This is a genomic window from Halomicronema hongdechloris C2206 (assembly GCF_002075285.3).
GTDB lineage: Bacteria > Cyanobacteriota > Cyanobacteriia > Phormidesmidales > Phormidesmidaceae > Halomicronema_B > Halomicronema_B hongdechloris.
In genome coordinates, this window is record NZ_CP021983.2 from 1949221 (window position 1) to 1969110 (window position 19890).

The 19890-nt window shown below is 55.9% G+C and carries 19 protein-coding genes and 1 pseudogene; 11 read left to right on the forward strand and 9 right to left on the reverse strand.

Annotated features, from left to right (window positions below; genetic code table 11):
• Positions 1 to 7: 7 nt before the first annotated feature.
• Together XM38_RS08875 and XM38_RS08880 are read left to right on the forward strand one after the other, a co-directional pair.
• A complete protein-coding gene (locus tag XM38_RS08875; RefSeq protein WP_080811961.1) occupies positions 8 to 1471 on the forward strand; it encodes a DUF1802 family protein in 1464 nt (487 codons plus the stop codon).
• Positions 1464 to 1892: a hypothetical protein gene (locus tag XM38_RS08880; RefSeq protein ID WP_256995565.1), complete on the forward strand. Its 429-nt coding sequence runs from the start codon at positions 1464 to 1466 to the stop codon at positions 1890 to 1892. The genes XM38_RS08875 and XM38_RS08880 overlap by 8 nt, the downstream gene beginning before the upstream one ends.
• 241 nt (positions 1893 to 2133) lie before the next feature.
• On the opposite strand, the gene XM38_RS08885 is transcribed toward XM38_RS08880, so the two are convergent.
• The 4 genes from XM38_RS08885 to XM38_RS08900 form a co-directional block, all read right to left on the reverse strand.
• The gene (locus tag XM38_RS08885; protein WP_080811959.1) at positions 2134 to 2937 is read right to left on the reverse strand and encodes a methyltransferase domain-containing protein; all 804 of its coding nucleotides are present in this window, start codon (positions 2935 to 2937) and stop codon (positions 2134 to 2136) included.
• Positions 2938 to 3087: 150 nt separating this feature from the next.
• Positions 3088 to 3510, reverse strand: coding sequence for an aspartyl protease family protein (locus XM38_RS08890; protein WP_080811958.1), 423 nt, complete (start codon positions 3508 to 3510; stop codon positions 3088 to 3090).
• Positions 3503 to 3721, reverse strand: coding sequence for a hypothetical protein (locus XM38_RS08895; RefSeq protein ID WP_080811956.1), 219 nt, complete (start codon positions 3719 to 3721; stop codon positions 3503 to 3505). Before XM38_RS08895 ends, XM38_RS08890 begins: the two co-directional genes overlap by 8 nt.
• 193 nt (positions 3722 to 3914) lie before the next feature.
• The gene (locus XM38_RS08900; protein WP_080811955.1) at positions 3915 to 4616 is read right to left on the reverse strand and encodes a hypothetical protein; all 702 of its coding nucleotides are present in this window, start codon (positions 4614 to 4616) and stop codon (positions 3915 to 3917) included.
• 1238 nt (positions 4617 to 5854) lie between these two features.
• On the opposite strand from XM38_RS08900, the gene XM38_RS08905 reads away from it, so the two are divergent.
• Positions 5855 to 6553: a phage integrase N-terminal SAM-like domain-containing protein gene (locus XM38_RS08905; RefSeq protein ID WP_080811953.1), complete on the forward strand. Its 699-nt coding sequence runs from the start codon at positions 5855 to 5857 to the stop codon at positions 6551 to 6553.
• Here the strand turns inward: XM38_RS08905 and XM38_RS08910 are convergent.
• Complete coding sequence (locus XM38_RS08910; RefSeq protein ID WP_080812070.1) at positions 6550 to 6933, reverse strand: DUF1823 family protein; 384 nt, start codon at positions 6931 to 6933, stop codon at positions 6550 to 6552. The genes XM38_RS08905 and XM38_RS08910 overlap by 4 nt on opposite strands.
• 477 nt (positions 6934 to 7410) lie before the next feature.
• Between XM38_RS08910 and XM38_RS08915 the strand changes: the two genes are divergently transcribed.
• From XM38_RS08915 to XM38_RS08930, 4 genes are all read left to right on the forward strand, one after another.
• Entirely contained in the window at positions 7411 to 8007 is a 597-nt protein-coding gene (locus XM38_RS08915) for a TetR/AcrR family transcriptional regulator (RefSeq protein ID WP_080811951.1), read from the forward strand.
• Between the two features lie 80 nt (positions 8008 to 8087).
• Positions 8088 to 8744, forward strand: a complete 657-nt coding sequence (locus tag XM38_RS08920; protein WP_080811949.1) for a glutathione S-transferase family protein — start codon at positions 8088 to 8090, stop codon at positions 8742 to 8744.
• An 18-nt stretch (positions 8745 to 8762) separates the two neighbouring features.
• A complete protein-coding gene (locus tag XM38_RS08925; protein WP_088429556.1) occupies positions 8763 to 10058 on the forward strand; it encodes an efflux RND transporter periplasmic adaptor subunit in 1296 nt (431 codons plus the stop codon).
• A 34-nt stretch (positions 10059 to 10092) separates the two neighbouring features.
• The gene (locus XM38_RS08930; RefSeq protein ID WP_088429558.1) at positions 10093 to 13185 is read left to right on the forward strand and encodes an efflux RND transporter permease subunit; all 3093 of its coding nucleotides are present in this window, start codon (positions 10093 to 10095) and stop codon (positions 13183 to 13185) included.
• A gap of 82 nt (positions 13186 to 13267) precedes the next feature.
• Here XM38_RS08930 and XM38_RS08935 read toward each other — a convergent pair whose 3' ends face one another.
• The gene (locus tag XM38_RS08935; protein ID WP_088429560.1) at positions 13268 to 14143 is read right to left on the reverse strand and encodes an acyl-CoA desaturase; all 876 of its coding nucleotides are present in this window, start codon (positions 14141 to 14143) and stop codon (positions 13268 to 13270) included.
• Positions 14144 to 14294: 151 nt separating this feature from the next.
• Between XM38_RS08935 and XM38_RS28815 the strand changes: the two are divergent.
• A pseudogene (locus XM38_RS28815) lies at positions 14295 to 14408 on the forward strand (TetR/AcrR family transcriptional regulator); the annotation flags it as partial.
• Positions 14409 to 14817: 409 nt separating this feature from the next.
• Positions 14818 to 15510, forward strand: coding sequence for a hypothetical protein (locus tag XM38_RS27570; protein WP_256995566.1), 693 nt, complete (start codon positions 14818 to 14820; stop codon positions 15508 to 15510).
• Between the two features lie 205 nt (positions 15511 to 15715).
• Here XM38_RS27570 and XM38_RS25880 read toward each other — a convergent pair whose 3' ends face one another.
• From XM38_RS25880 to XM38_RS08955, 3 genes are read right to left on the reverse strand one after another with little or no spacing between them, the layout of a single operon-like run.
• On the reverse strand, positions 15716 to 15871 hold the full coding sequence (locus tag XM38_RS25880; protein ID WP_187329341.1) for a hypothetical protein: 156 nt from the start codon (positions 15869 to 15871) through the stop codon (positions 15716 to 15718).
• A gap of 28 nt (positions 15872 to 15899) precedes the next feature.
• The gene (locus XM38_RS08950) at positions 15900 to 16679 is read right to left on the reverse strand and encodes a tetratricopeptide repeat protein (protein WP_225889248.1); all 780 of its coding nucleotides are present in this window, start codon (positions 16677 to 16679) and stop codon (positions 15900 to 15902) included.
• A gap of 3 nt (positions 16680 to 16682) precedes the next feature.
• Entirely contained in the window at positions 16683 to 17204 is a 522-nt protein-coding gene (locus XM38_RS08955) for a phycobiliprotein lyase (protein ID WP_088429562.1), read from the reverse strand.
• A 254-nt stretch (positions 17205 to 17458) separates the two neighbouring features.
• Between XM38_RS08955 and hemE the strand changes: the two genes are divergently transcribed.
• Both hemE and XM38_RS08965 read left to right on the forward strand, forming a co-directional pair.
• Positions 17459 to 18523 (forward strand): uroporphyrinogen decarboxylase, encoded by a 1065-nt coding sequence (gene hemE, locus XM38_RS08960; RefSeq protein WP_088429564.1) that lies wholly within the window; start codon positions 17459 to 17461, stop codon positions 18521 to 18523.
• A gap of 165 nt (positions 18524 to 18688) precedes the next feature.
• The gene (locus XM38_RS08965; RefSeq protein WP_225889250.1) at positions 18689 to 19696 is read left to right on the forward strand and encodes an NAD-dependent epimerase/dehydratase family protein; all 1008 of its coding nucleotides are present in this window, start codon (positions 18689 to 18691) and stop codon (positions 19694 to 19696) included.
• The last annotated feature ends 194 nt before the right edge of the window (positions 19697 to 19890 follow it).

Genomic DNA, 19890 nt, shown 5'->3' on the forward strand with positions numbered 1-19890 from the left:
ACCGGCAATGAGTGATACCTTTCTAGTTTCTACAGCTCTTTGTGTGCCTGTTCTCGATCTGGAAGCCTTAATGCAGGGACGCACAGTTGTCGCCATGTCCAAGGCATTTCGATGTGCGCCTTATTTCTTGCTGTGTCCAGTTGAACTTCCAGAGCTAAATTCCCATGCCAAGCAGCTTTATCGATCAGGCTTTCTCTCAAGCGTGCCTCTACAGCAGCCTGTAATAGGTGGTCAAACACCACCTATTACAGCTTGGGCAAAATTTGAAGACTGCAAAATCTACAGCGAGGTTGAAGAACTGCGGGCACTCTCTCGTCTGACTGTTTGGACCACCGAAGGACTACAGGCTATTATAACTGAAAGAAATAGAATATTTCTAGCGTCTCTGCGAGTCTTCCAACTGCATCAACCAATTGAGACTAGGGAAGCTTGGGTCAGTCCAGATAAGGCGGGTCGATTCATTCAATTACCGAATCATTTCCCAGTCGATGATACTTTGCCAGTTCTAAGCGATCAAAAATTTGCTCGTCAACATCAACGTTTAGAGCAATTCGCCCCACCACCTCATCCAGAATTAGAAAAGTTAGAGGCTGCCTTCGCCTTCCGTTCGCAGTCATCTCTTACCGATGAAGTGCTAAGGTACGAAACTAGAAATCTTTTAGGCTGGCACAGCCATAGACCTGCTACTCCAATCGATCCCAATCTGGACTGGATTCACAAGGTAGCAGCTCTAGGCAACCGCAGCATGGAGGAAGATGAAGGTAAGAGCAACTATCAGGCCGGTGCGGATTTCGAAATTGCTGTGCGAGATAGCCTGCAATATTTAGGCTTCAAAATTGAACTTTCTCACAGAGGGGGCGCAGGTGGTTTAGACTTAGCCTGTTCCGAACCTTACGCTCTTATTGGTGAGTGCAAGTCTGGCAAGAGAATTCCCAACGACACCGCTGTTCAGCTTCTCAATCTCGGTACCTTAAGACTAACTGATAAAGAAACCTATAGGACTGCTGCTAAGTTAATTATTGGCCCTGGTGAACCCACATCTCAGCTAGAAAAAGCTGCAAAGGTACACGGTATGGCAATCATCAATCCGACAACTCTCGAAAATCTAGTACAACTTCATCACCAGCATCCAGGCTCCATTGATCTCTTGCAACTGAAAGAGTACCTAGCCGATGGTCGCGCCGATGACGAGGTTGACAAGTATATTCAAAAAGTGAAAGCGCAGCTAGCATTACGCGCTTACATTGTTGACCAGATTCGACATTATTTGGAAGATGCTAAAGCAGATGATGCCAATGTCGATTCCCTCCATGCCGTATATGTCGTCTCGAAGCGCGCTCCCTCTCTAAGTCGAGAAGAGTTCCATGAAATTTTGATCGAGTTGTCTTCGCCGCTAGCAGGCTATCTTGGGCGCAGAAAAGACTCAGATGGCAAAGATCATTTTTATTTCCTGCGAGAGCTTCATGTCTAGTGAAACCTCATCCATGATCACGGTTGCCATGACCAAAGGGCTAGGGTTGCTTCATTGGGTGAAGTGGCTGTCTCTGGTTTTTCTGGGGTTAATCATTGCAGGGCTGCTGGTCAAGGAGCGGGCCAATGTGGGGAGTTTCTTTTTGCAGGTGGGGTGGATGATGTTGGCGTTGATGGTGCTCACCATGGCGTTGGGATATACGATCGCAACCCTGGCAAGCCTAGATAATCGCAGCGCGACGGCGATTACCATCGAAGTGGGCATCCACAATGGAACCTTAGCCATTGCGATCGCAAGTGCACCTGCCTTCCTCAACACACCAGCGATGGCGATTCCTGCCGCGATTTACTCGCTGCTGATGTTTGCCGTCAGTGGGGCATTTGCCTGGTGGGCTCAGCGGCAAGCGACCATAAGCACCTAGACAATAGCATTGGCCAATCAACTGAGGACATGACCGATCGGTTCATGGTGCAGTCCAAGGGGTTCGAACAAAACAGCACCGCCGCCGCGCCGCATGCACTAAGAGCTGAGCTACTAGCTAGGGCCAAGTTCGGGAGCCGTTGAGGATGCGGACTGCATCCCAACAGTTAACTGCTCAGCAGGCTGTGTGCATGGGCATTGTTGGGCGGTAAATCACCTAAGGTCGCAAACTTCCCACAAAATCATGATTTTGTTGCTGTAATGATGTGAACTGGTACTCGAAACTCTACTGCGCCGCTATCAGTCTGAAACGCCTCCAGCACAGTTTCAGCCTCTTCGACAACGGCTTCAATTGTATCCTCGTTTAGATGGATGCCCGCAAACGGGAACCATCCCTTCACGTCCGCAAGCACCATATTCCTAACGCTTGAAAAGCGAGCCATGCCCTCCTCCATTCTGATTGCCGCGGAAGTAATCCCTGCACTAGCGAACACCGATGCAAGTGTGTCCGGATCACCCATCGAGAAGGGCATACGAAGCGCATCGCCTACCGCCTTACCGACCTGGTGCTCGTAAACATTAGCGATAGCACCATAGGCGGGCAAATCTTCCAGAGAGCCAAACACCGCTACTGCCAAATGACCACCGGGCTTTAGTACGCGCCTCATTTCTTGTAGGGCGATTATGGGGGCTGCAAAGAGCATCAACCCGAACTGGCTAAGGACGGCATCAAAGCTGTCGTTTGCATAAAGCAACGATTCAGCGTCTCCTTCACGCCACTCAACCGCTGGGGCGATGCGGTTCGCGACGGCTAGCATACCCGGATTAACATCCACCCCCGACACCGATCCATTACGACCAACCCGCTCGGCAACGACTCGTGCCAGCACTCCGGTGCCACACGCAACATCCAGGACGTGTTGGCCTTCCTGGATGTCGGCTGCATCCGCTAACCGAGGTGTCCATTCTGTGAACAAAGCTGGGGCGAGGAGTTGTTCATAAGCTTCAGCAACTTTCACAAGTTCTTGGATATTTAGTTCATTCATCTTAGGTCTCCTCCATTGCCGCCCAACGTTCCGGTTGAGCGGCTGCTAGTAGCCTACGCAGCATGACCAAGATCTCTTATCAGTCCGCTCCAACCGGGTTGTTAGACATGCACGACCGATCACTTTCAATTAGCAATCCTGTCTTTATGCTTACTCACCCTGCTTGAGACGGACTTCAAATTCAGAACGCGCACGGAAAAAACAAACATCAAACTCAAAAAAGAAATTAGCTTGACCCAAAATTAAAGGCACATTAGGTGCTTGCGTCCAGGCAAATGCAAGATCAACAGTGTGAAAAGAACTGACTTGTGCGGCAATAACCACTGCACGAGCTTCAAATCGAGCCAGATTTCCTGCTAATAGAACCGAGAGTGTTTCATTCTCCCAGATTAAACCCAGTTGCGTTCCCAACTCGTACGGGAGAACATTTACGCTAGCGCCTGTATCCAATAAACCCTCGACGTTCAAGGATTGACCATTGAAGTCGAGAGTCAAAGGCAGGTATGGCATTCGATCAACCATGCCAAGGTTGCTGTCGATGATCTTATAAGAAAATCTTTGAGCGTCAACCATTCTTCTCTTGCTGCTTCGTTGCCAGAAGCTTCATCAAAGTATTAGCAGCGTCAGAACAATTGTACGGCGACCAAACTGGATACTCTTGGTTCGCAACAAAGAAATTTGCGTCTTCTTCCCTAACTAGCTCTGTAGCAAGGAACTGCATTAGCCGAAGTTTGTCAATTTTTGGAAGTTCCTGGATTTGTGACATCAGTTCAGCTAATGGCATTTGAGAATCTCCTCGTCTGAGGCTTGGTGAAACGAAGCTATTATGTTTATCATTTTAACCTGGCGATCGCATCCACGATTACGGCTTGAAGTGAGATTGCACCTCTAGCCTAGTCAAGCGATGCAGGTTTCCTATTGTCAACCCAGCCTACGACGATAGGCGATCACTTTTTTCCTACGTTAGAGGAATGAGTCTACGGGGGAATAGCTTTGAAGCTAGTCGGTAAGTCTGAGTTAGGAAGGTTGCTTATGACATCACCGGAGGCTTGTTCCTGAAAGAGGCGCTGGTCTTGAGTACTGTAAATTTCTAAAATGCCCATGCCCATGCTGTTAATGCGAACAAAATACTGCACTGGTATGCCATTTTTTTCTCCATAAGCGACATAGCTGACAGCTTGCTCATACGGTTCTTCAGCTGGTACAAAAGTAGCAGCAGCCCCATTCAATTCCTGTCCATTTATAAGTTTATTGAACGCGTTCATGGCGAGCCGATTGCCTGATTCAAAAACTCTGACTCCATAACTAGGAGTTTCAAATGCAAGTCGAGTAACGGTTATGGGAGAGATTGAGCTCTGAGCTGGTAAAGTTCGCAACTTTTCTAGGCTTTCTGCGTTTTTGTCCAAACTTTCTGTGTCTAAGACTTTGACAGCTCCAATCTCAGTCAAAAATCTTAATTGTTCGGTAGCGTCTTCGTTTGAAATGTCTTTGTTAGACAAAATGTCTGAGATAAGAGAGTACTCATATTTTAGCCTTTCAAGAGTTAGTGCTGTATGCCCCTCAAGACCCTGTCCAATCACTGAGCCCAGAAAAGTGAAAAATCCTGCTGCTCCCAATAATCCAATCCATCTCTCAGAATGCGTTTTGTTTTGTCTAAGCGGCTCTTCTATCTTTGTCATAGTTATAAGGGTTTAGCGTTACAGCACCACAGAGTGGGCTCTTTAAGGAAGTTTGGATGAGGAAAAGCTTGACTAGCTACTGAGGCGCTTCAAAACTAATCTGTCGGGTAAAGGAGGAAGTTTTAGATATGGCTTCCTCCCTCCCCTCAGAACCGTGCATACGACTTTCACCGTACCCGGCTCAAGCAATGTCTTGAGATTCAGTGTCTCCGATTCTTAACAACCCTTACGAGTTGTCCTGACGGTTACGTTTGCAAACCGGAGCTTGCACCTAACTTTTCCCAATCAGTTAAGTCTCATCTCACCTTCAGTCAAGACCATCACCTGTCCCACGTCAGCACCCTTTCGGGTTAGGTATTGCCCTATCTGCCCCGTTATGGTTTCCGGTTGCCTTTCGGCTGGCAGCATTCGCGTCTTGGGACATCCTGTGCCCGCTAAAGAATTCAGCTTTGGTTGCCCATCGCTTACCCGATTTTGAAGGCAAAATCAGGACTCTATCGGGGTTTCCTCGTTCCGCACGGGGTGGAGATGCGGTTGCCTTAGGACTCCTCTCTACTCCGGGGGCGGGGTGTTCTTAGTTGGCGTTTAGACGCCGCCAACCCCCATGTGCCCCAACATGCTCGTGTCAGCCCTTTCGAGCACTACGATTAACGAAGCCTCATCAAGGATTCATTTGCATTATCCCTAGCAACCTTGCCCTAGCCTGCACCCTCGATTTGGCTCCAAAGGTGCTTCAACACTTAACCTCATCTGCTGATGCTGCCCTCCCATTACTGGTTGAACATTCTGAGGCGGACATCCGCTTGAACACTAGCGGGGAAAGGCGTTTAAGAGCCTCTCCAACTCCCCCGAACGACTTCGAGTCGCGCGTCTAACTTGTAATTCATCAGCATTACCTCCTTCGAAGCGGTCTAATCCACCTCTGCAGAGGTATTATCTACCATTCGTGCTAGATAACACCCCTCGGGGGAGATATAGTCTGCAGGAAACCGGTCTAATCACCCTGCTGGGAGTTTTATCCATCATCAATGCAATCTAATTCCCCTAAATCAGGGGATTGGGCGACTAGAAAGCTCGATAAGATCCCAATCATAGGTGTTATCCAGCACTTGACGCGGATAATAGCCTTGAAACGGTGAGTTATCCGGCTAACTTCAGCAAAACTTTATTTAGAGTAAGAGCATATTTCAGTGTAATATTTAGCACATTAGTTCTACTTATGTGTCTGCTACTCGCCTATGGACCCCCAACCTAGGAAGCTGCTCGACCAGGTTCGAGATGCTATTCGGCTTAAACATTATTCCTATAAAACTGAGCAGACCTATGTCGGCTGGATTCATCGCTATACCCTTTTCCACAACAAGCAGCATCCCAAGGAAATGGGTAGTGCTGAGATTGAGGCATTCTTGACTCATCTCACCGTTGAAAAGCAGGTGTTAGCCTCTACTCAAAATCAGGCATTCAGTGCTCTGCTGTTTTTATACCGCCAGGTCTTGAATCAAGACCTAGGCAGCTCTATCAATGCCGTTCGCGCTAGGCCATCCCGGTATTTGCCAACGGTACTCATCAAAGCTGAGGTGAGATCAATACTCAGCCGGGTGACCAAGAGTCCCAGCCTCGTGATTCAGATACTCTACGGTAGTGGCTTACGGCTCAACGAAGGTCTACGGTTGCGCGTAAAGGATTTGGATTTTGCTCAGCGTCACGTTATTGTCCGTGATGCAAAAGGCAACGAAAGTCGATCAGGATTAAACTCCCATGAATGCAACCGCCAGTCATCGCTGATATCTAGAGCCTCACGGTCGAGACTCCAGCCAGTCACCATTGACACTCTGGCAGTCACCACTGACACTCTGGCAGTCACCACTGATACCTGGAGGCTCACCAGTGAGATGGCAAGCCGATTGACTGACGTAAATCTAATAGGTGATGGCTAATCCATGGCGTCCAGCAAACCCTGTTGCTGCATGACACTGAGCAGCCAGTTGGCCATGGTGGCCCGACGGGTGAGGCGAGGGATCAACTGGTCCACGCTGTAGCCCTTGAACCCCAGGTAGGTTTTCAGCAGTTGTTTATTGTCTTTGGGAATGGAGCGGGTAAGCTTCACAGTGGCCGGACGGCTCTCGATGAAATGGGGCGGGATGGGATAAGCTTCCGCCCAGGTCGGCTCGACCATGTCAGTTTGCCATGCATCGTTGGCAGGGTCGTAGCGATAGCCGAGATGATGCCATACCAAACGGTTCACGGTGTCATCATCGAGGGTGTCGTTAAGAATTGCCCAAATGGTGTCAGTCGTCAGCGCTGGCAAGGCATCCATGGCGTTGGAGGTGGCAATAGGCGTAGGATTCACTGACAGCCATGGTATCCTCTGCCAGGTTCTCTCTCCAACTTGATTTCCGCTAGCTACCCCGTGATCTGACGCACATCACCGGTCCTTCAGGATCACGAGGATTCGTAGCCCCCATCACGGGGACATAGCGCCAGAATCACGAAGATGTCGCGACAGATATCACCCCTGCCTAGGAAAAAACTACGCATAATGCAGTCATATCTGAGCAGCCAATAATTTATTCCTCTAAACGCGTTTCCTGCTTTCCTCCGACGACAACTGCACACTTAAGCCCCGGCCTTAGGGTCGGGGTTTTTATGACGTCAGGCTATCAAGACCATCAGAACACCTGTAGAAGGGCAATGTTGCCTGATATAACGCCTACAAGCCTTGATATGCCCTAGGTTGCTTTTCCCCCATCGCTCTGCTACTCTCGAAGAGACCGATCGGTCTTAAGTGTTGACCATGGCTAAAGCCGACCTCACCCGTGCCCGTATCATTCAGCGGGCTGCCAACTTGTTTAACCTGCAAGGCTATGCCGGTTCGTCTATGGCCGACATCATGCAGGCGACTGGGTTAAAGAAGGGCGGCATTTACAACCACTTTGCCAGCAAAGATGACTTAGCCTTGGCCGCCTTTGACTTTGCGGTGCAGCAGGTGAGTCAACGCTATCGAGAGGCCCTGCAGGACACCCCTGGTGCCATTGCTGGCCTTAAGGTGATCGTGGGGACCTTCTGCACCGCCCCGGATCAGGTGCCCTTGCAGGGGGGCTGCCCCTTGCTCAATACAGCCATCGAGAGTGATGACACCCACTCAGGCTTGCGGGAGAAAGCCCAAGGGGCCATGGGTGAGTGGCGGCGATTGATTCGGCGGCTAGTACAGCAGGGGTTGAAGGCGGGAGAACTGCGACCGGCAGTAGACCCTGATACGGTGGCTACGATTGTCATTTCCACGTTGGAAGGGGCCTTGATGATGACGAAACTCTATGGCGATCGCGTCCACCTGGAACGAGGCCAGGCCCACCTGGAGCACTACATCGACGACTTACGGGCCAGCCCTTGATCCCCATAAGCTCCACCTGTTTTTTTGATCCGAAAAAGACCGATCGGTCTCAAGACGACTGCCCTCTACAAGCACGTACCATGCTGACTTTTTACTACCATCCCCTTTCCCCTGTGGCGCGGCGAGTCTGGATTGCCCTGCTTGAAAAGGGCCTGCCCTTCGAAGCGCGCCTAGTGCAGCTCAATGGCGAGCAATGGCAACCGGAATTTTTGGCCCTGAATCCCTTCCATCATGTGCCGGTGCTGGCAGATGGGGAGCTCATCCTGATTGAGTCCCTGGCTATCCTGGACTACCTGGAGGCCCAATACCCAGCACCGCCCCTAACCCCAGCCAAGCCCGTAGCCCTGGCTCGGATGCGCATGGTGCAGATGGTAGTGGTAAATGAGTTAACCCCCCACCTACCGGCTCTAGTGGCCGAGAGTGAAGGGATAGAGTGCCAGCCTGGCGCTGCCCTGGAGCCGGGGCTGCGGTTTCTAGAGCAACAGTTAGGGAATGCTGCCTACTTCGGCGGTGATAGTCTCTCCCTGGCCGATATCACTGCCACTTGCACCATGTCCTTGATGCAGCGCCTGGGGGTAGCCTTGGCCGACTATCCGGCTCTGGCCGCCTGGCATGGTCGTATCAGCCAACGGCCCGCCTGGCAACAGAGCCAGCCTGAGGAAGCCGCCTTAGCCACCTGGAAGCGATGGCTAGCCCTGAAGATCAAGCGCCGCCAACGGCAGCTGGCCCGCCCCTAGCCCTTACCCCATCTAGCCATGACTTCCCGTTCGTTTGCCTCGGCTCTACGACGTCGCCCTAAAATCACCCTGGCTGCTAGCGTGCTCCTGTCTAGCCTGGCTTTGGTGGGGGGCCATCGTCTCTGGATCCTTAAGTCTTCGCCTCAGCCCCCGCCCCAGGAAGGATTGCCAGTGGCCGCGGTGACCGCTGAAGTGATGCCGTCTTACCCGGTGACCCGCCAGTATACCGGTGAGGTGGTGGCAGGGCGTGCCAGTGACCTCGGTTTTGAGCAGGGGGGAGAGTTGATCTGGGTGGGCGTCGATCGGGGGGAGCCGGTGCAGGCTGGTCAGGTCTTGGCCAAGCTGGATAGCCGCCGCTTAGAGGCGATGCGATCGCAACTGCTGGCCCAACATCAGCAGGCCCAGGCCCGGCTAGCAGAATTGCAGAATGGCCCTCGCCCCGAGGCCATTGCCACCGCCCGAGCCACGGTGCAAGACCTGCAGGATCAACTGACCTTGGCACGGCTGCGCCGACAACGGCGGCAGTATCTCTACCAAGTTGGGGCCATTTCCCAGGAAGAGCGGGATCTGGTGGCCTTCAATGCCGCGGCCTTAGAGGATCGGCTGGCGGCGGCCCGTAGCCAGTTGCAGGAACTGCTCAACGGTACCCGCACCGAGCAGATTGCCGCCCAGCAGGCCCAGGTGCAACAACTGCAAGCCCGCCTCAGCGATATTGCCATCGCCATCGAGAAGCGCACGCTTACCGCCCCCTTTGCCGGTGCGATCGCCAGCCGCCATCATGACGAAGGCACCATCGTCTCCGCGGGACAGCCGGTGTTGCGGCTGGTGGAGCAGGCTTCTCCAGACGTACAAGTGGGCCTGCCAGTGGCCGTGGCCGATGGGTTGGCCCTAGACCAGCCCTATGACCTAGAGATCGCTGGCCAATCCTATCGGGGCATCCTCACCGCCCGCCTACCCGAGGTCGATCCCCTGACACGCACTCAGATTACCGTCTTCAGCTTGGCGGCGGCCCCCAGCCACCTCGCTCCCGAACAGCTCGTCACCCTAGAGCTGGTCCAGACTGTCCCTAGCCGTGGCGTCTGGCTCCCCATGACTGCCCTGGTGCCGGCAGAGCAAGGGTTGTGGGCTACCTATGCCCTGGTCCCCCAGCAGGATGATGCCAGCCTTTACCGGGTAGAGCCGCGCCAGGTGGAGGTCTTGCATACGGAAAGCGATCGCGCCTTCGTGCAGGGCCTAGTACAGGCAGGGGATCGTATCGTCAGGGATGGTAGCCAACGCCTAGTGCCAGGGCAACTCGTGCACTTGGCTCCTTAGTACTCGACGGCACATTATCTAATGGCAGTCCATTATGTTCAGTCGCTTCTATCGCCATCCCCGCCTGCTGATCCTGGCGTTAATCTTAATCGGGGTCTGGGGGATATCTGCCTTTCAGAGCCTGCCGCGGCTAGAAGATCCGGAATTAGTCTCTCGCAATGCCGTCGTCACCACCTTTTGGCCCGGGGCCAGTGCCGAGCGCATAGAAGCCCTGGTGACAGAAAACATCGAGGCAGAGATCACCGATATCCCAGAAATTCTCACCTATGAATCCACCTCTCGCCCGGGCAGTTCCATCGTCGAGATCGAACTGTCTGAGCATGTCCAGGCCGGGGAGGTAGACGGCATCTGGTCTCGGGTGCGGGACCGGCTAGAGGACGCCGCCGTTGCCTTTCCCCCGGGCACCACGGCTCCCGACCTGGAGCAGGTGGAGGTGAAGGCCTACGCCCTGGTAGTGGCCCTGACCTGGACTCGACCAGATCCTCCCAATTACCGGCTGCTCAGGCGCTTGGCCGCGGCCCTGAAAGAGCGGCTGCAGGCTCTGCCCGGCACCGAGGCCGTAGATGTCTTTGGCGACCCAGAGGAGGCCCTGGTGGTGGAGGTGGATCCGGCTCGGTTAGCTGGGATGGGGCTGACAGCCCAATCTCTGTCTCAGCAGATTCGCCAGAGCGACGCCAAAGTGGCGGCCGGGCAAGTGCGCAGTCCTGAGCACACCTTGCCCCTAGCGGTGGCAGGGGCGCTGGATTCCCTGGCTCGTCTAGCCCAGATTCCGATTCGGTTGGGCGATGGCGGCCAGACCGCCTACTTGGGAGACTTGGCCCAGCTGCGTCGAGGCACCCTGGAGCCCTTGCAGGAGTTAGCCCTAGCCGGCGGGCAACCAGCGGTAGTGCTAGGGGCCTTGGTGCAGTCGGATTATCGCCTCGATCGCTGGGCCCAGCAGGCCTATCCTCTCCTGCAGGCCCAACAGACCCAGCTGGCCAGTGACCTGGAGATCGAGATTCTCTTCGACCAGAGTCGCTATGTCAGCCAGCGGCTCCGGACCCTGCTGCTGAATCTGCTGCTGGGGGCCATATTGGTGTTTGGGGTCACCCTGGGGATGATGGGCTGGCAAGCGGCGGTGATCGTCGGGGTGGCCTTACCCCTAACCCTGCTGCTGGTGATAGGACTGATGGACCTCCTGGCCATTCCCTTACATCAGATGTCGATCACAGGGTTGATTGTGGCCCTGGGCATTCTCATCGATACGGCCATTGTCATGGTGGATGAGGTGCACCATCACTTGAATCAGGGGGAAGCCACGGCGGTCCCCCCCCAGGTCGCCATTGACCGCAGTGGCTGGCACTTGGCTGTGCCCCTGCTCAGTTCCACCCTGACCACGGTATTGGCCTTTATGCCCATTGCCCTGCTGCCGGGCAGCGTGGGAGAGTTCGTCGGCACCATCGGGTTGACGGTAATTCTGGCGGTGTCCTGCTCCTTGGTGCTGTCAATGACGGTGATTCCGGCCCTGGCTGCCTATCTCCACAGGGGACGCCTGCTGGGGGCCTCCTGGTGGCAGCGTGGCCTCAGCCTACCCTGGTTAGCCCACGGCTATGACCGGCTGCTGGGCCAGACCCTGCGTCGGCCTCTGTTGGGCATTGCCCTGGCCTTGCTACTGCCTGGCTTGGGCTTGCTGCAGGCACCGTTTTTAGAGCAGCAGTTCTTTCCAGCCAGTGATCGGGATCAGCTGACCGTTGAGTTGGAGCTATCGGCAGCGGCCTCGATTCAGCAGACCCAGGCCATGGGCCAGCGTCTGCGGCAACGGTTGCGGCGCCATCCCCAGGTAGACGAGGTGCACTGGTTTGTGGGCAGCAGTGCTCCCCGCTTTTATTACAATCTCACCGGCGGTCGGGAACACCAGGCCAACTACGGTCAGGCCCTGGTACAGCTGCATCGGCTCTCGTCTCCCGCCCTGACCCACACCCTGCAAGCAGAGGTGGATCGAGCCTTTCCTACGGTGCGAGCGGTGGTGCGGCAGCTAGAGCAGGGACCGCCTTTCGAGGCTCCGATTGAGGTGCGGCTCTTTGGCCATGACCTGCAGCAGCTACGGCGGTTGGGTCAGCAGGTGCGATCGCAGCTCGTGGCCCTAGAGGCGGTGACCCACACCCGGGCCAGCCTAGATGAGACCCTGCCCCAGCTGGAATTCGTGCTGGATGAAACGGCCGTGCGCCTGGCTGGGCTTGACCACGGCACCGTAGCCCAACGGCTGGATCAAGTTCTAGAAGGGGTTCTAGGGGGCTCGGTGCTAGAGACGACCGAGGACCTGCCGGTACAGGTGCGGCTGACCAACGCCGACCGGGCCAGCCTGGACCAGATTGCCGCCCTACCCCTAGCGCTGCCGGGCCAGGATGACTGGCTCCCCCTAGACAGCCTGGGGGCTGTGCAACTGGTGCCCAAACCCGCCCAAATTGGCCATTACAACGGCGAGCGGGTCAATCAGATTCAGGGGTTTGTCCGGGCCGGGGTGTTGCCAGCCACGGTGCTAGCCCAGTTCCAGCAGCGGCTACAGACCCAGACCCTGCCCCCTGGGTATCGGCTTGAATTTGGCGGAGAAGCCGAGGAGCGGTCCCAGGCCATCGGCAATCTGGTGTCTACGGTCGGGGTGTTGGGGGTATTGCTGGTCAGTACCCTGGTCCTCTCCTTAGGCTCCTTTCGATTGGCGGCCCTGATTGGGGTAGTTGCGATCGCAGCCATAGGCCTGGGGCTCTTCTCCGTAGCCAGCTTTGGGTATCCCTTCGGCTTTAACCCCATCATTGGCACCGTCGGGCTCATTGGCGTGGCCATCAACGACTCCATCGTGGTACTAGCCGCCCTAGATAGCCATCCTCAGGCCCGTCTAGGGGATAGGCGAGCCATACAAGCCGTCGTCAGCCGCTCTACCCGCCATGTGTTGGCCACCACCTTCACCACCATGGTTGGGTTTGTGCCCCTGTTACTAGCAGGAGGTGCCTTCTGGCCTCCCCTAGCCGTGGCCATTGCCGGCGGCGTCGGTGGGGCCACCTTCTTGGCCTTATTTCTGATCCCCTCCGCCTACAGGTGGCTACAGGGGCGGCATGGTGCTCCGGTCGCTCCAACTGACTTGCTACGATAAGGATCGGCCTTGGGCGACTTTGCCATGCCATCCAGCTCTTCTCAAGAACCGACCATAGCCGATATCCTGAGACAGTGGCGGGCTAGGGCAAGCGCCGAGTCGTGCCGGCTGGTGTCATGGCGACTACCTTACGGGCTAGCCCTAAACGGCGCAGCAGTTGTATAGTCCACCAGGTGACGTCTACTTCCCACCAGCGCCAGCCGGTTTGAGCAGAGCGGGGACAGGCGTGGTGGTTGTTGTGCCAGCCTTCGCCATAGGTAACCAGAGAGACCCACCAGAGATTGCGGGAATCGTCATCGGTATCAGCAAAGGTGCGATAGCCCCAGCGATGGGTGGCTGAGTTGACTAGCCAAGTTGCTTGCCACAGCAACACGGCTCGCACAAAGATGCCGTAAATCACGAAGGACCAACCGCCCCAGGCATAGAGCAAAACCGCTAGGGGAATCTGCAGCAGTAGGAAGTAGCGGTCGAGCCAACAGTAATAGGGCTCTCTGACGATGTCGGGGGCATATTTGCCGTAATGTCGCCGGTTAAAGGTGCCGTTTTGGGGGGCCAGTAGCCAGACCACATGGCTCCACCAAAAGCCCCGCTTGGCAGAGTAAGGATCTTTGTCGACGTCTTCAGTAAAGGCATGATGCTGGCGATGCCCCCCCACCCAAAAGACGGGGCCCCCTTGAATCGCTAAGGCCCCCAGAGTTGCGATCGCATATTCCAACCAACGCGGCACCTGAAAGCTACGATGAGTCAAGAGACGATGGTATCCCAAGCAGATACCCACCCCCCCAAACAACCAGTGCAGCCCCACGGCGACCGCCAAGGCTGGCCAGGAGAAGTATAGGGGGCCCAGCAGTAATGCTAAGACATGGAAGGATCCGAAGAAGGTAGTATTAATCCAACCAAGCCCCGAAGTCCGATGCTCTAGGGGGGGGGCAGTAGCCGTAGCAGAGTTTGGCAGCATAAACATTCCCTTTCAGGCTTGAGCCTGTTACTGTAGAAATGCAAGCTTCACTTGCACTGCTTTAACTTAGCAATATTTCCCTAGATGTGCAAGTGTCACTTGCACACAATTGAACGGCTGCCTTGGTGTGCAGATATCTCCCGCAATGGCTATGGCTACCCCCTCCAAATCGACCCGTCAACGGTTGACCCATGCCGCCCTGGAGCTATTTCTGTCCCAGGGAGTTAGTGGCACCACTACTCGCCAAATCGCTAATCTGGCCGGGGTGAACGAGGTTACCCTCTTCCGCCACTTCGGGAATAAGCATGGGCTCTTGCTGGCAGTCCTAGCCGAAGCGCCCCCCTTTGCCGATATCACCTCAGCCCTGCAGGGGGTATTGCCGGCCCAGGGAACCCTGGCCCAGGGAATAAGCCAGTATGCAAGTAAGTGCTTGCATGTGTTGGCACAGCATCCAGAATTAGTACGGTCCCTGATTGGGGAAGCCGATCAGTATCCTCCCGAGAATCGCCAGGCCCTGGGGCAACGCCTGACCGAAGCTAATCGTTGCGTCCGACAGGCGGCTGGCTGGTTGCAGCAGTCTCCCCTAGGGGCCCAGGTGACACCCCAGCAGCTGATTAGCCTGGTACATAGTATGCTGATCGGCTATGCCGTCATCGAGTTCACCAGTGACGACCATGGCCTCTGGAACAGCTCAAGACGACTTTGTCTCGATACTAGAGCGGTTCTTGGCGCAAGAAGTCGAAACCCCGGCTGCCTCGACTCCTGCCCAGGAGGGGCCACCCCCGACTCTACTGGATCTGCCGGCTTCGTTAGTGCATACCATCCTACAGACGGCCCGCAAAGCTGGATCCCTCGACTATGCGTTGGCCTATGTCTTATTTGGAGCGGGACTGTCTGCCGCCGATATGGTGCAATTGCAGCGGTCTCACCACATCAGCGATGATCAGCAGCAGGTGTTGCTAGTCCAGGGGCCTCAAGGTATCCGGCAGGTGCCCATTAATCAGTGGATTCTGGGCAAGCGCTATGGCTCTTACACCAACAATCCCCTCACCAAGTGGTTGAAGGGGCGCAAAGACGAGGTCCCGGCCCTGTTTCTAGATGAGGCAGGGCAGGCCCTGACTGTTCCTTCCCTACAGCAGCGCTGGCGTCAATGGACCGACCAGCTACTGACCCCAGGTGGCCATCCGCCTATCCTGGAGCAAGCCCAGCAAACCTGGTGTGTCGAGATGTTGATGCGGGGGCTGAGCCTAGAAAACTTGAGTATTTTGACCCGGCAACCCCCTAGCCAGCTACAACCCTATGCCGATCGGGCCCGGGAAAAGGTGGCTTTGGAGCAGGCGGCGCAGTTGGACCGCAAGCCTCAGTAAAGGCAGAAGGCAGAAGGCAGAAGGCAGCTTGTCCTGAGCGGAGCCGAAGGGAAGGCAGAAGGCAGAAGGCAGAGGGCAGAAGGCAGAAGGCAGAAGGCAGAGGGCAGAAGGCAGAAGGCAGAGGGCAGAAGGCAGAAGGCAGAAGGCAGAAGGCAGAAGGCAGAGGGCAGAGGGCAGAAGGCAGCTTGTCCTGTATGACTTTCAGTCAGGCTCCGCCAAGCGCGTAGCGGCCCCGCTCGTAGTGAGCGAAGTCGAACTGCAGGGGCAACGGAGCCGTTGGCATAGCCTGCCCGGAGGGCATAGGGAAGGCAGAGAACAGCATCAGGATGTTGGCCATGCAGAGAATACACTGGTTTGGCATGCTCTAACCTCACTGGCGACGGCTATATTTAGTCGACTATTGCTGTCCGCAGGTGGTTGATGCGATCTATTTGAGGAGTGCTGAAGCCCGCCTGGCTCAGGTGGGCCAGAAAGTCGGCCTGCCGGTAGCGGGAATCCTGACGGATTGCTTTTTGGTAGGCCTCACGGGCGGCAGCTGGCTGAGTCGCAGCAATTTGAGCCAGGGCCAGGGCTAGCCAATGGTGGGGATTGTCGGGGGCAAGCTGGGTGGCGGTTTGGGCATGTTGGATGGCGGCCTGGGGACGATTGAGGCGGTCGTAGGCCAGGCTCAGGTTGTAGTGGGCCACCTCGTTGTCAGGCTGCAGAGCAATGGCCCGTTGGTGGGTATTGACCGCTGCTGATAAGTCTCCCTGAACCAAATAGACGATACCCAGGGCATTCAGAGCCGGAACGTGTTCTGGGATCCGCGCTAGGGCTGTCTGCAAGGTTGCGATCGCTCCCCTGGTGTCGCCGGCGAGGTGTTGGGTCCAGCCCAGAATCACCCAGCCCGCCACGGCATCAGGATCCAGGGCGGTGGCAATTTGCAGCGTTGCGATCGCACGATCATATTGCTGAGCCGCTCGATAGGCTAATCCCTGCCGTCGGTACCGGGCCGCCGTAGCGGGATCACGCCAAAAAGGCGGGTAGGCCAGGGTCTGCAGGACCCTAGCTGAGGGCGCCGCCGCCTGGTAAGGTATCGCCGCCCTCTCCGGAGTACAGGCCAGCCCGCCGATGAGGCCCCAGAGCCAGAGCCAACGGCTCCATCTTGCCCAGCCATCGCTTCCCAGCACTCATCACTCCTGAGGCGGACGGCGCATCCCCATGCGAATTTCCGAACAGAACGAGGTCATCTGCACCTGGTCATCGGCCTTGAGGATGCTGGTGCGCATGCGCAGATTCGGGTTGGCAAACCAAAACTGTTCCTCGGCCCGCATGGAGCCATCCTCGGTAATCACCGTCAGGACCTCGTCGACCAAGTGATAGACCCCTCGGGTAGGGGCCAGCCCCTGGGTCTGGCTTAGCAGCCGTCCCTGACCCGTGTTATCCCCCACGACCACCATTACCGTTGACCCGGTGTAGGCCAGGGAATCTCCCTCCAGGCGACTATCCTGGTGGATTCGCAAGCCGCAGAGCACCGCCGCCGGATTCTGGGTCAACTGCTGGCACAGGTGAGTGATGGCGGGGTCGCCGCTGGCGAGAAATTCAATCTCGAGGTTAGAGTGGCCTGCCTGGGACTTGGCCGTGGTCAAATAGTGGGTCGTGCGTTGGGAAAACCACTTGCCAGCGGTGTTTTCAAGAAATTTTACAATGTCCATGGGCCGACCAAACTATCGTCAAAAAGAGTCTCAGAGCTTCATTTTACGCCTAAGCCGGTGCCTCCCGACCAGACAAGGGCTATTGAAATCGGGCCAGGACGATTCCCCGGGAATCGCTGAATGATAAGCTAGCGATTGCGCTTAATAGCAAGTCCAGCCCGAGATTTAGCACTTCCTTAGAGTCAATCTTCGAAGAGTCAATCTTCGACGCTGGACGCCAGCCAGGTTTAGTGACAGTGTTTTCAGGAGTGTCGATGACCGGATTTCAGGAGCCCTATTTGCTCAGAGCCACCCGTGGGGAAGCCCTTGACCGGCCTCCTGTGTGGATGATGCGGCAGGCCGGCCGTTATATGAAGGCCTATCGCGATCTACGGGATCGCTATCCGTCGTTTCGGGAGCGATCTGAAAACCCAGATCTGGCCATCGAAATTTCTCTACAGCCTTGGCATGCCTTCCGCCCCGATGGCGTCATTCTCTTCTCCGACATCTTGACGCCTCTGCCAGGCATGGGCATTCCCTTTGACATCGTCGAGAATAAGGGCCCCATCATCGACCCCCCTCTGCGCACCCAGGAGCAAATCGATCAAATTCATGCCCTCGATCCAGAGGCATCGCTCCCCTTTATTCGCACGATTCTGCAGACCCTACGTCAGGAAGTCGGCAATGACGCGGCGGTGCTGGGCTTTGTCGGTGCCCCCTGGACTCTGGCTGCCTATGCCGTGGAAGGAAAGAGTTCCAAGACCTATTCCGTGATCAAGGGCATGGCCTTCTCGGAACCGGCCCGGCTGCATCAGTTGTTGGAGACCCTAGCCGATAACATCGCTATCTATCTGCGCTATCAGATCGACAGCGGTGCCCAGGTGGTGCAGATGTTTGACTCTTGGGCTGGGCAGCTCAGTCCCATCGATTATCGTATGTTTGCCTTGCCCTATCAGCAGCGGGTCGTGCAGCAAGTGAAAGCCACCCACCCCGACACGCCGATGATTCTCTATATCAGTGGCAGTGCTGGGGTGCTAGAGCTGATGGCTGAATCGGGGGTAGATATGGTCAGTGTCGACTGGACCGTCGACATGGCTGATGCCCGCCGTCGCCTCGGTCCCAATGTGGGTGTCCAGGGCAATGTCGACCCCGCCGCCCTGTTTGGGGCCAAGCCGTTCATTCGCGATCGCATCCTCGACACCATTGGCAAGGCCGGCAATCGTGGGCATATCCTGAATCTGGGCCATGGCATCTTGCCAGGCACCCCAGAAGACAACGCCGCCTTCTTCTTCGAGACGGCCAAACAGATCGATCAACTGCTGGTGGCCCCAGCGTCCTAGACAACAACTTTCCAATTGGGCCACCCTAATTCAGTGATAGGCTGATGAAATGCCCCAGGGAGCTCAGCCCTATCCTGACCCTAGGCAATTTTCCCAGCCCTAGGAGCAGGGAATGTGCTTGGTTGTCTCTGGTCATCCTCTGTCCTGTCACCTGATTGAGCGCCGTTGAATCCGTCGAGCCTGTCGTCTTCCCAGCAATCATCGTCACCCTCTACGTCGTCACCTAAACGCCTCTTGATTACGGGCGCTAGCGGTTGCATCGGTCATTACATCGTAGAAGCCCTGCTGAATGACACCCCCCATGAGTTGTTTCTGCTGGTGCGTCAGCCGCAAAAGCTGCAGTTTAACCTAGAGGCCTATCCCCGGGCGCATATCCTGCAGGGAAGCCTGACCAACATCACCGCCTTCGCCGAGCTGCTAGCCACCCTGGATGGGGCGATTCTGGTGGCAACAGCCTGGGGAGGTAACCAGGATCTCTATGACATCAACGTCAGGCGCAATCTGCAGTTGATGAATCTATTAGATCCCGACCGCTGTAAGCAGGTGATTTATTTTTCCACAGCCAGTATTCTCGACCATCAGCAACGGCCACTACCGGCAGCAGAAACCCTGGGCACAGGCTACATCCGCACTAAGTATCAATGTCATCAGCGGCTACGGGAATTGGCCATCTATCCCCGCATTACCACTCTCTTTCCCACCCTGGTGTTTGGGGGCGACAAAGATAAGCCCTATTCCCATATTTCTGCTGGTTTAGCCGATGTGATCAAATGGATGGGCCTGATCCGCTTCTTCAAGGCCGACGGCAGTTTTCACTTCATCCATGCCCGCGACATCGCCCTAGTTGTCCGCCATCTGATCGACCATTCAACCCCGGCAGACCCCCCTAAGCAATACGTGTTGGGCAATGCCTGCCTCACCGCCAACCAAGCCATCGAAGCCGCCTGCGATTACTTGGGGCAGCGGCTCTACCTGCGAGTGCCCCTGTCCCTGTGGTTAGCCGACGTCTTCATCCGCCTGTTTCGGGTCAGAATGGCGGCCTGGGACCGATTTTGCCTACACTATCGCCACTTTAGCTACGAACACGCCGTCAACCCCGCCAGCTTCGGCCTCGAGCCTTACTGCCCCAGCTTTGAGGAGCTACTGCGAGTCAGTGGCATTCCCCCTGGTTAACGGCGTCGTCAGTTCAGGCGTACTCTTGTACAATCGGTAGCAACGCCGCCGACCCGCTGTGCCATGGCCATCATCTCTTCGAAGTCCCCTGCCGAGCCTGACCCTGGCCAGGGCGCTGCTGCAGCCCCTGCGTCTGAGCCTGCCACTAAGCCTGCTAAGCCCTCCCCGTCATTGGTGCAACAATCCTCTGCGAC

Coding starts and splice junctions, on each gene's coding strand:
- XM38_RS08955 (WP_088429562.1), bottom strand. CDS start 17,204: ATGGACATTGTAAAATTTCTTGAAAACACCGCTGGCAAGTGGTTTTCC.
- XM38_RS25880 (WP_187329341.1), bottom strand. CDS start 15,871: ATGCCAAACCAGTGTATTCTCTGCATGGCCAACATCCTGATGCTGTTC.
- XM38_RS08875 (WP_080811961.1), top strand. CDS start 8: ATGAGTGATACCTTTCTAGTTTCTACAGCTCTTTGTGTGCCTGTTCTC.
- hemE (WP_088429564.1), top strand. CDS start 17,459: ATGACCGGATTTCAGGAGCCCTATTTGCTCAGAGCCACCCGTGGGGAA.
- XM38_RS08905 (WP_080811953.1), top strand. CDS start 5,855: ATGGACCCCCAACCTAGGAAGCTGCTCGACCAGGTTCGAGATGCTATT.
- XM38_RS08885 (WP_080811959.1), bottom strand. CDS start 2,937: ATGAATGAACTAAATATCCAAGAACTTGTGAAAGTTGCTGAAGCTTAT.
- XM38_RS08910 (WP_080812070.1), bottom strand. CDS start 6,933: ATGGATGCCTTGCCAGCGCTGACGACTGACACCATTTGGGCAATTCTT.
- XM38_RS08915 (WP_080811951.1), top strand. CDS start 7,411: ATGGCTAAAGCCGACCTCACCCGTGCCCGTATCATTCAGCGGGCTGCC.
- XM38_RS08890 (WP_080811958.1), bottom strand. CDS start 3,510: ATGGTTGACGCTCAAAGATTTTCTTATAAGATCATCGACAGCAACCTT.
- XM38_RS08925 (WP_088429556.1), top strand. CDS start 8,763: ATGACTTCCCGTTCGTTTGCCTCGGCTCTACGACGTCGCCCTAAAATC.
- XM38_RS08930 (WP_088429558.1), top strand. CDS start 10,093: ATGTTCAGTCGCTTCTATCGCCATCCCCGCCTGCTGATCCTGGCGTTA.
- XM38_RS08900 (WP_080811955.1), bottom strand. CDS start 4,616: ATGACAAAGATAGAAGAGCCGCTTAGACAAAACAAAACGCATTCTGAG.
- XM38_RS08920 (WP_080811949.1), top strand. CDS start 8,088: ATGCTGACTTTTTACTACCATCCCCTTTCCCCTGTGGCGCGGCGAGTC.
- XM38_RS27570 (WP_256995566.1), top strand. CDS start 14,818: ATGGCCTCTGGAACAGCTCAAGACGACTTTGTCTCGATACTAGAGCGG.
- XM38_RS08935 (WP_088429560.1), bottom strand. CDS start 14,143: ATGCTGCCAAACTCTGCTACGGCTACTGCCCCCCCCCTAGAGCATCGG.
- XM38_RS08880 (WP_256995565.1), top strand. CDS start 1,464: ATGTCTAGTGAAACCTCATCCATGATCACGGTTGCCATGACCAAAGGG.
- XM38_RS08895 (WP_080811956.1), bottom strand. CDS start 3,721: ATGCCATTAGCTGAACTGATGTCACAAATCCAGGAACTTCCAAAAATT.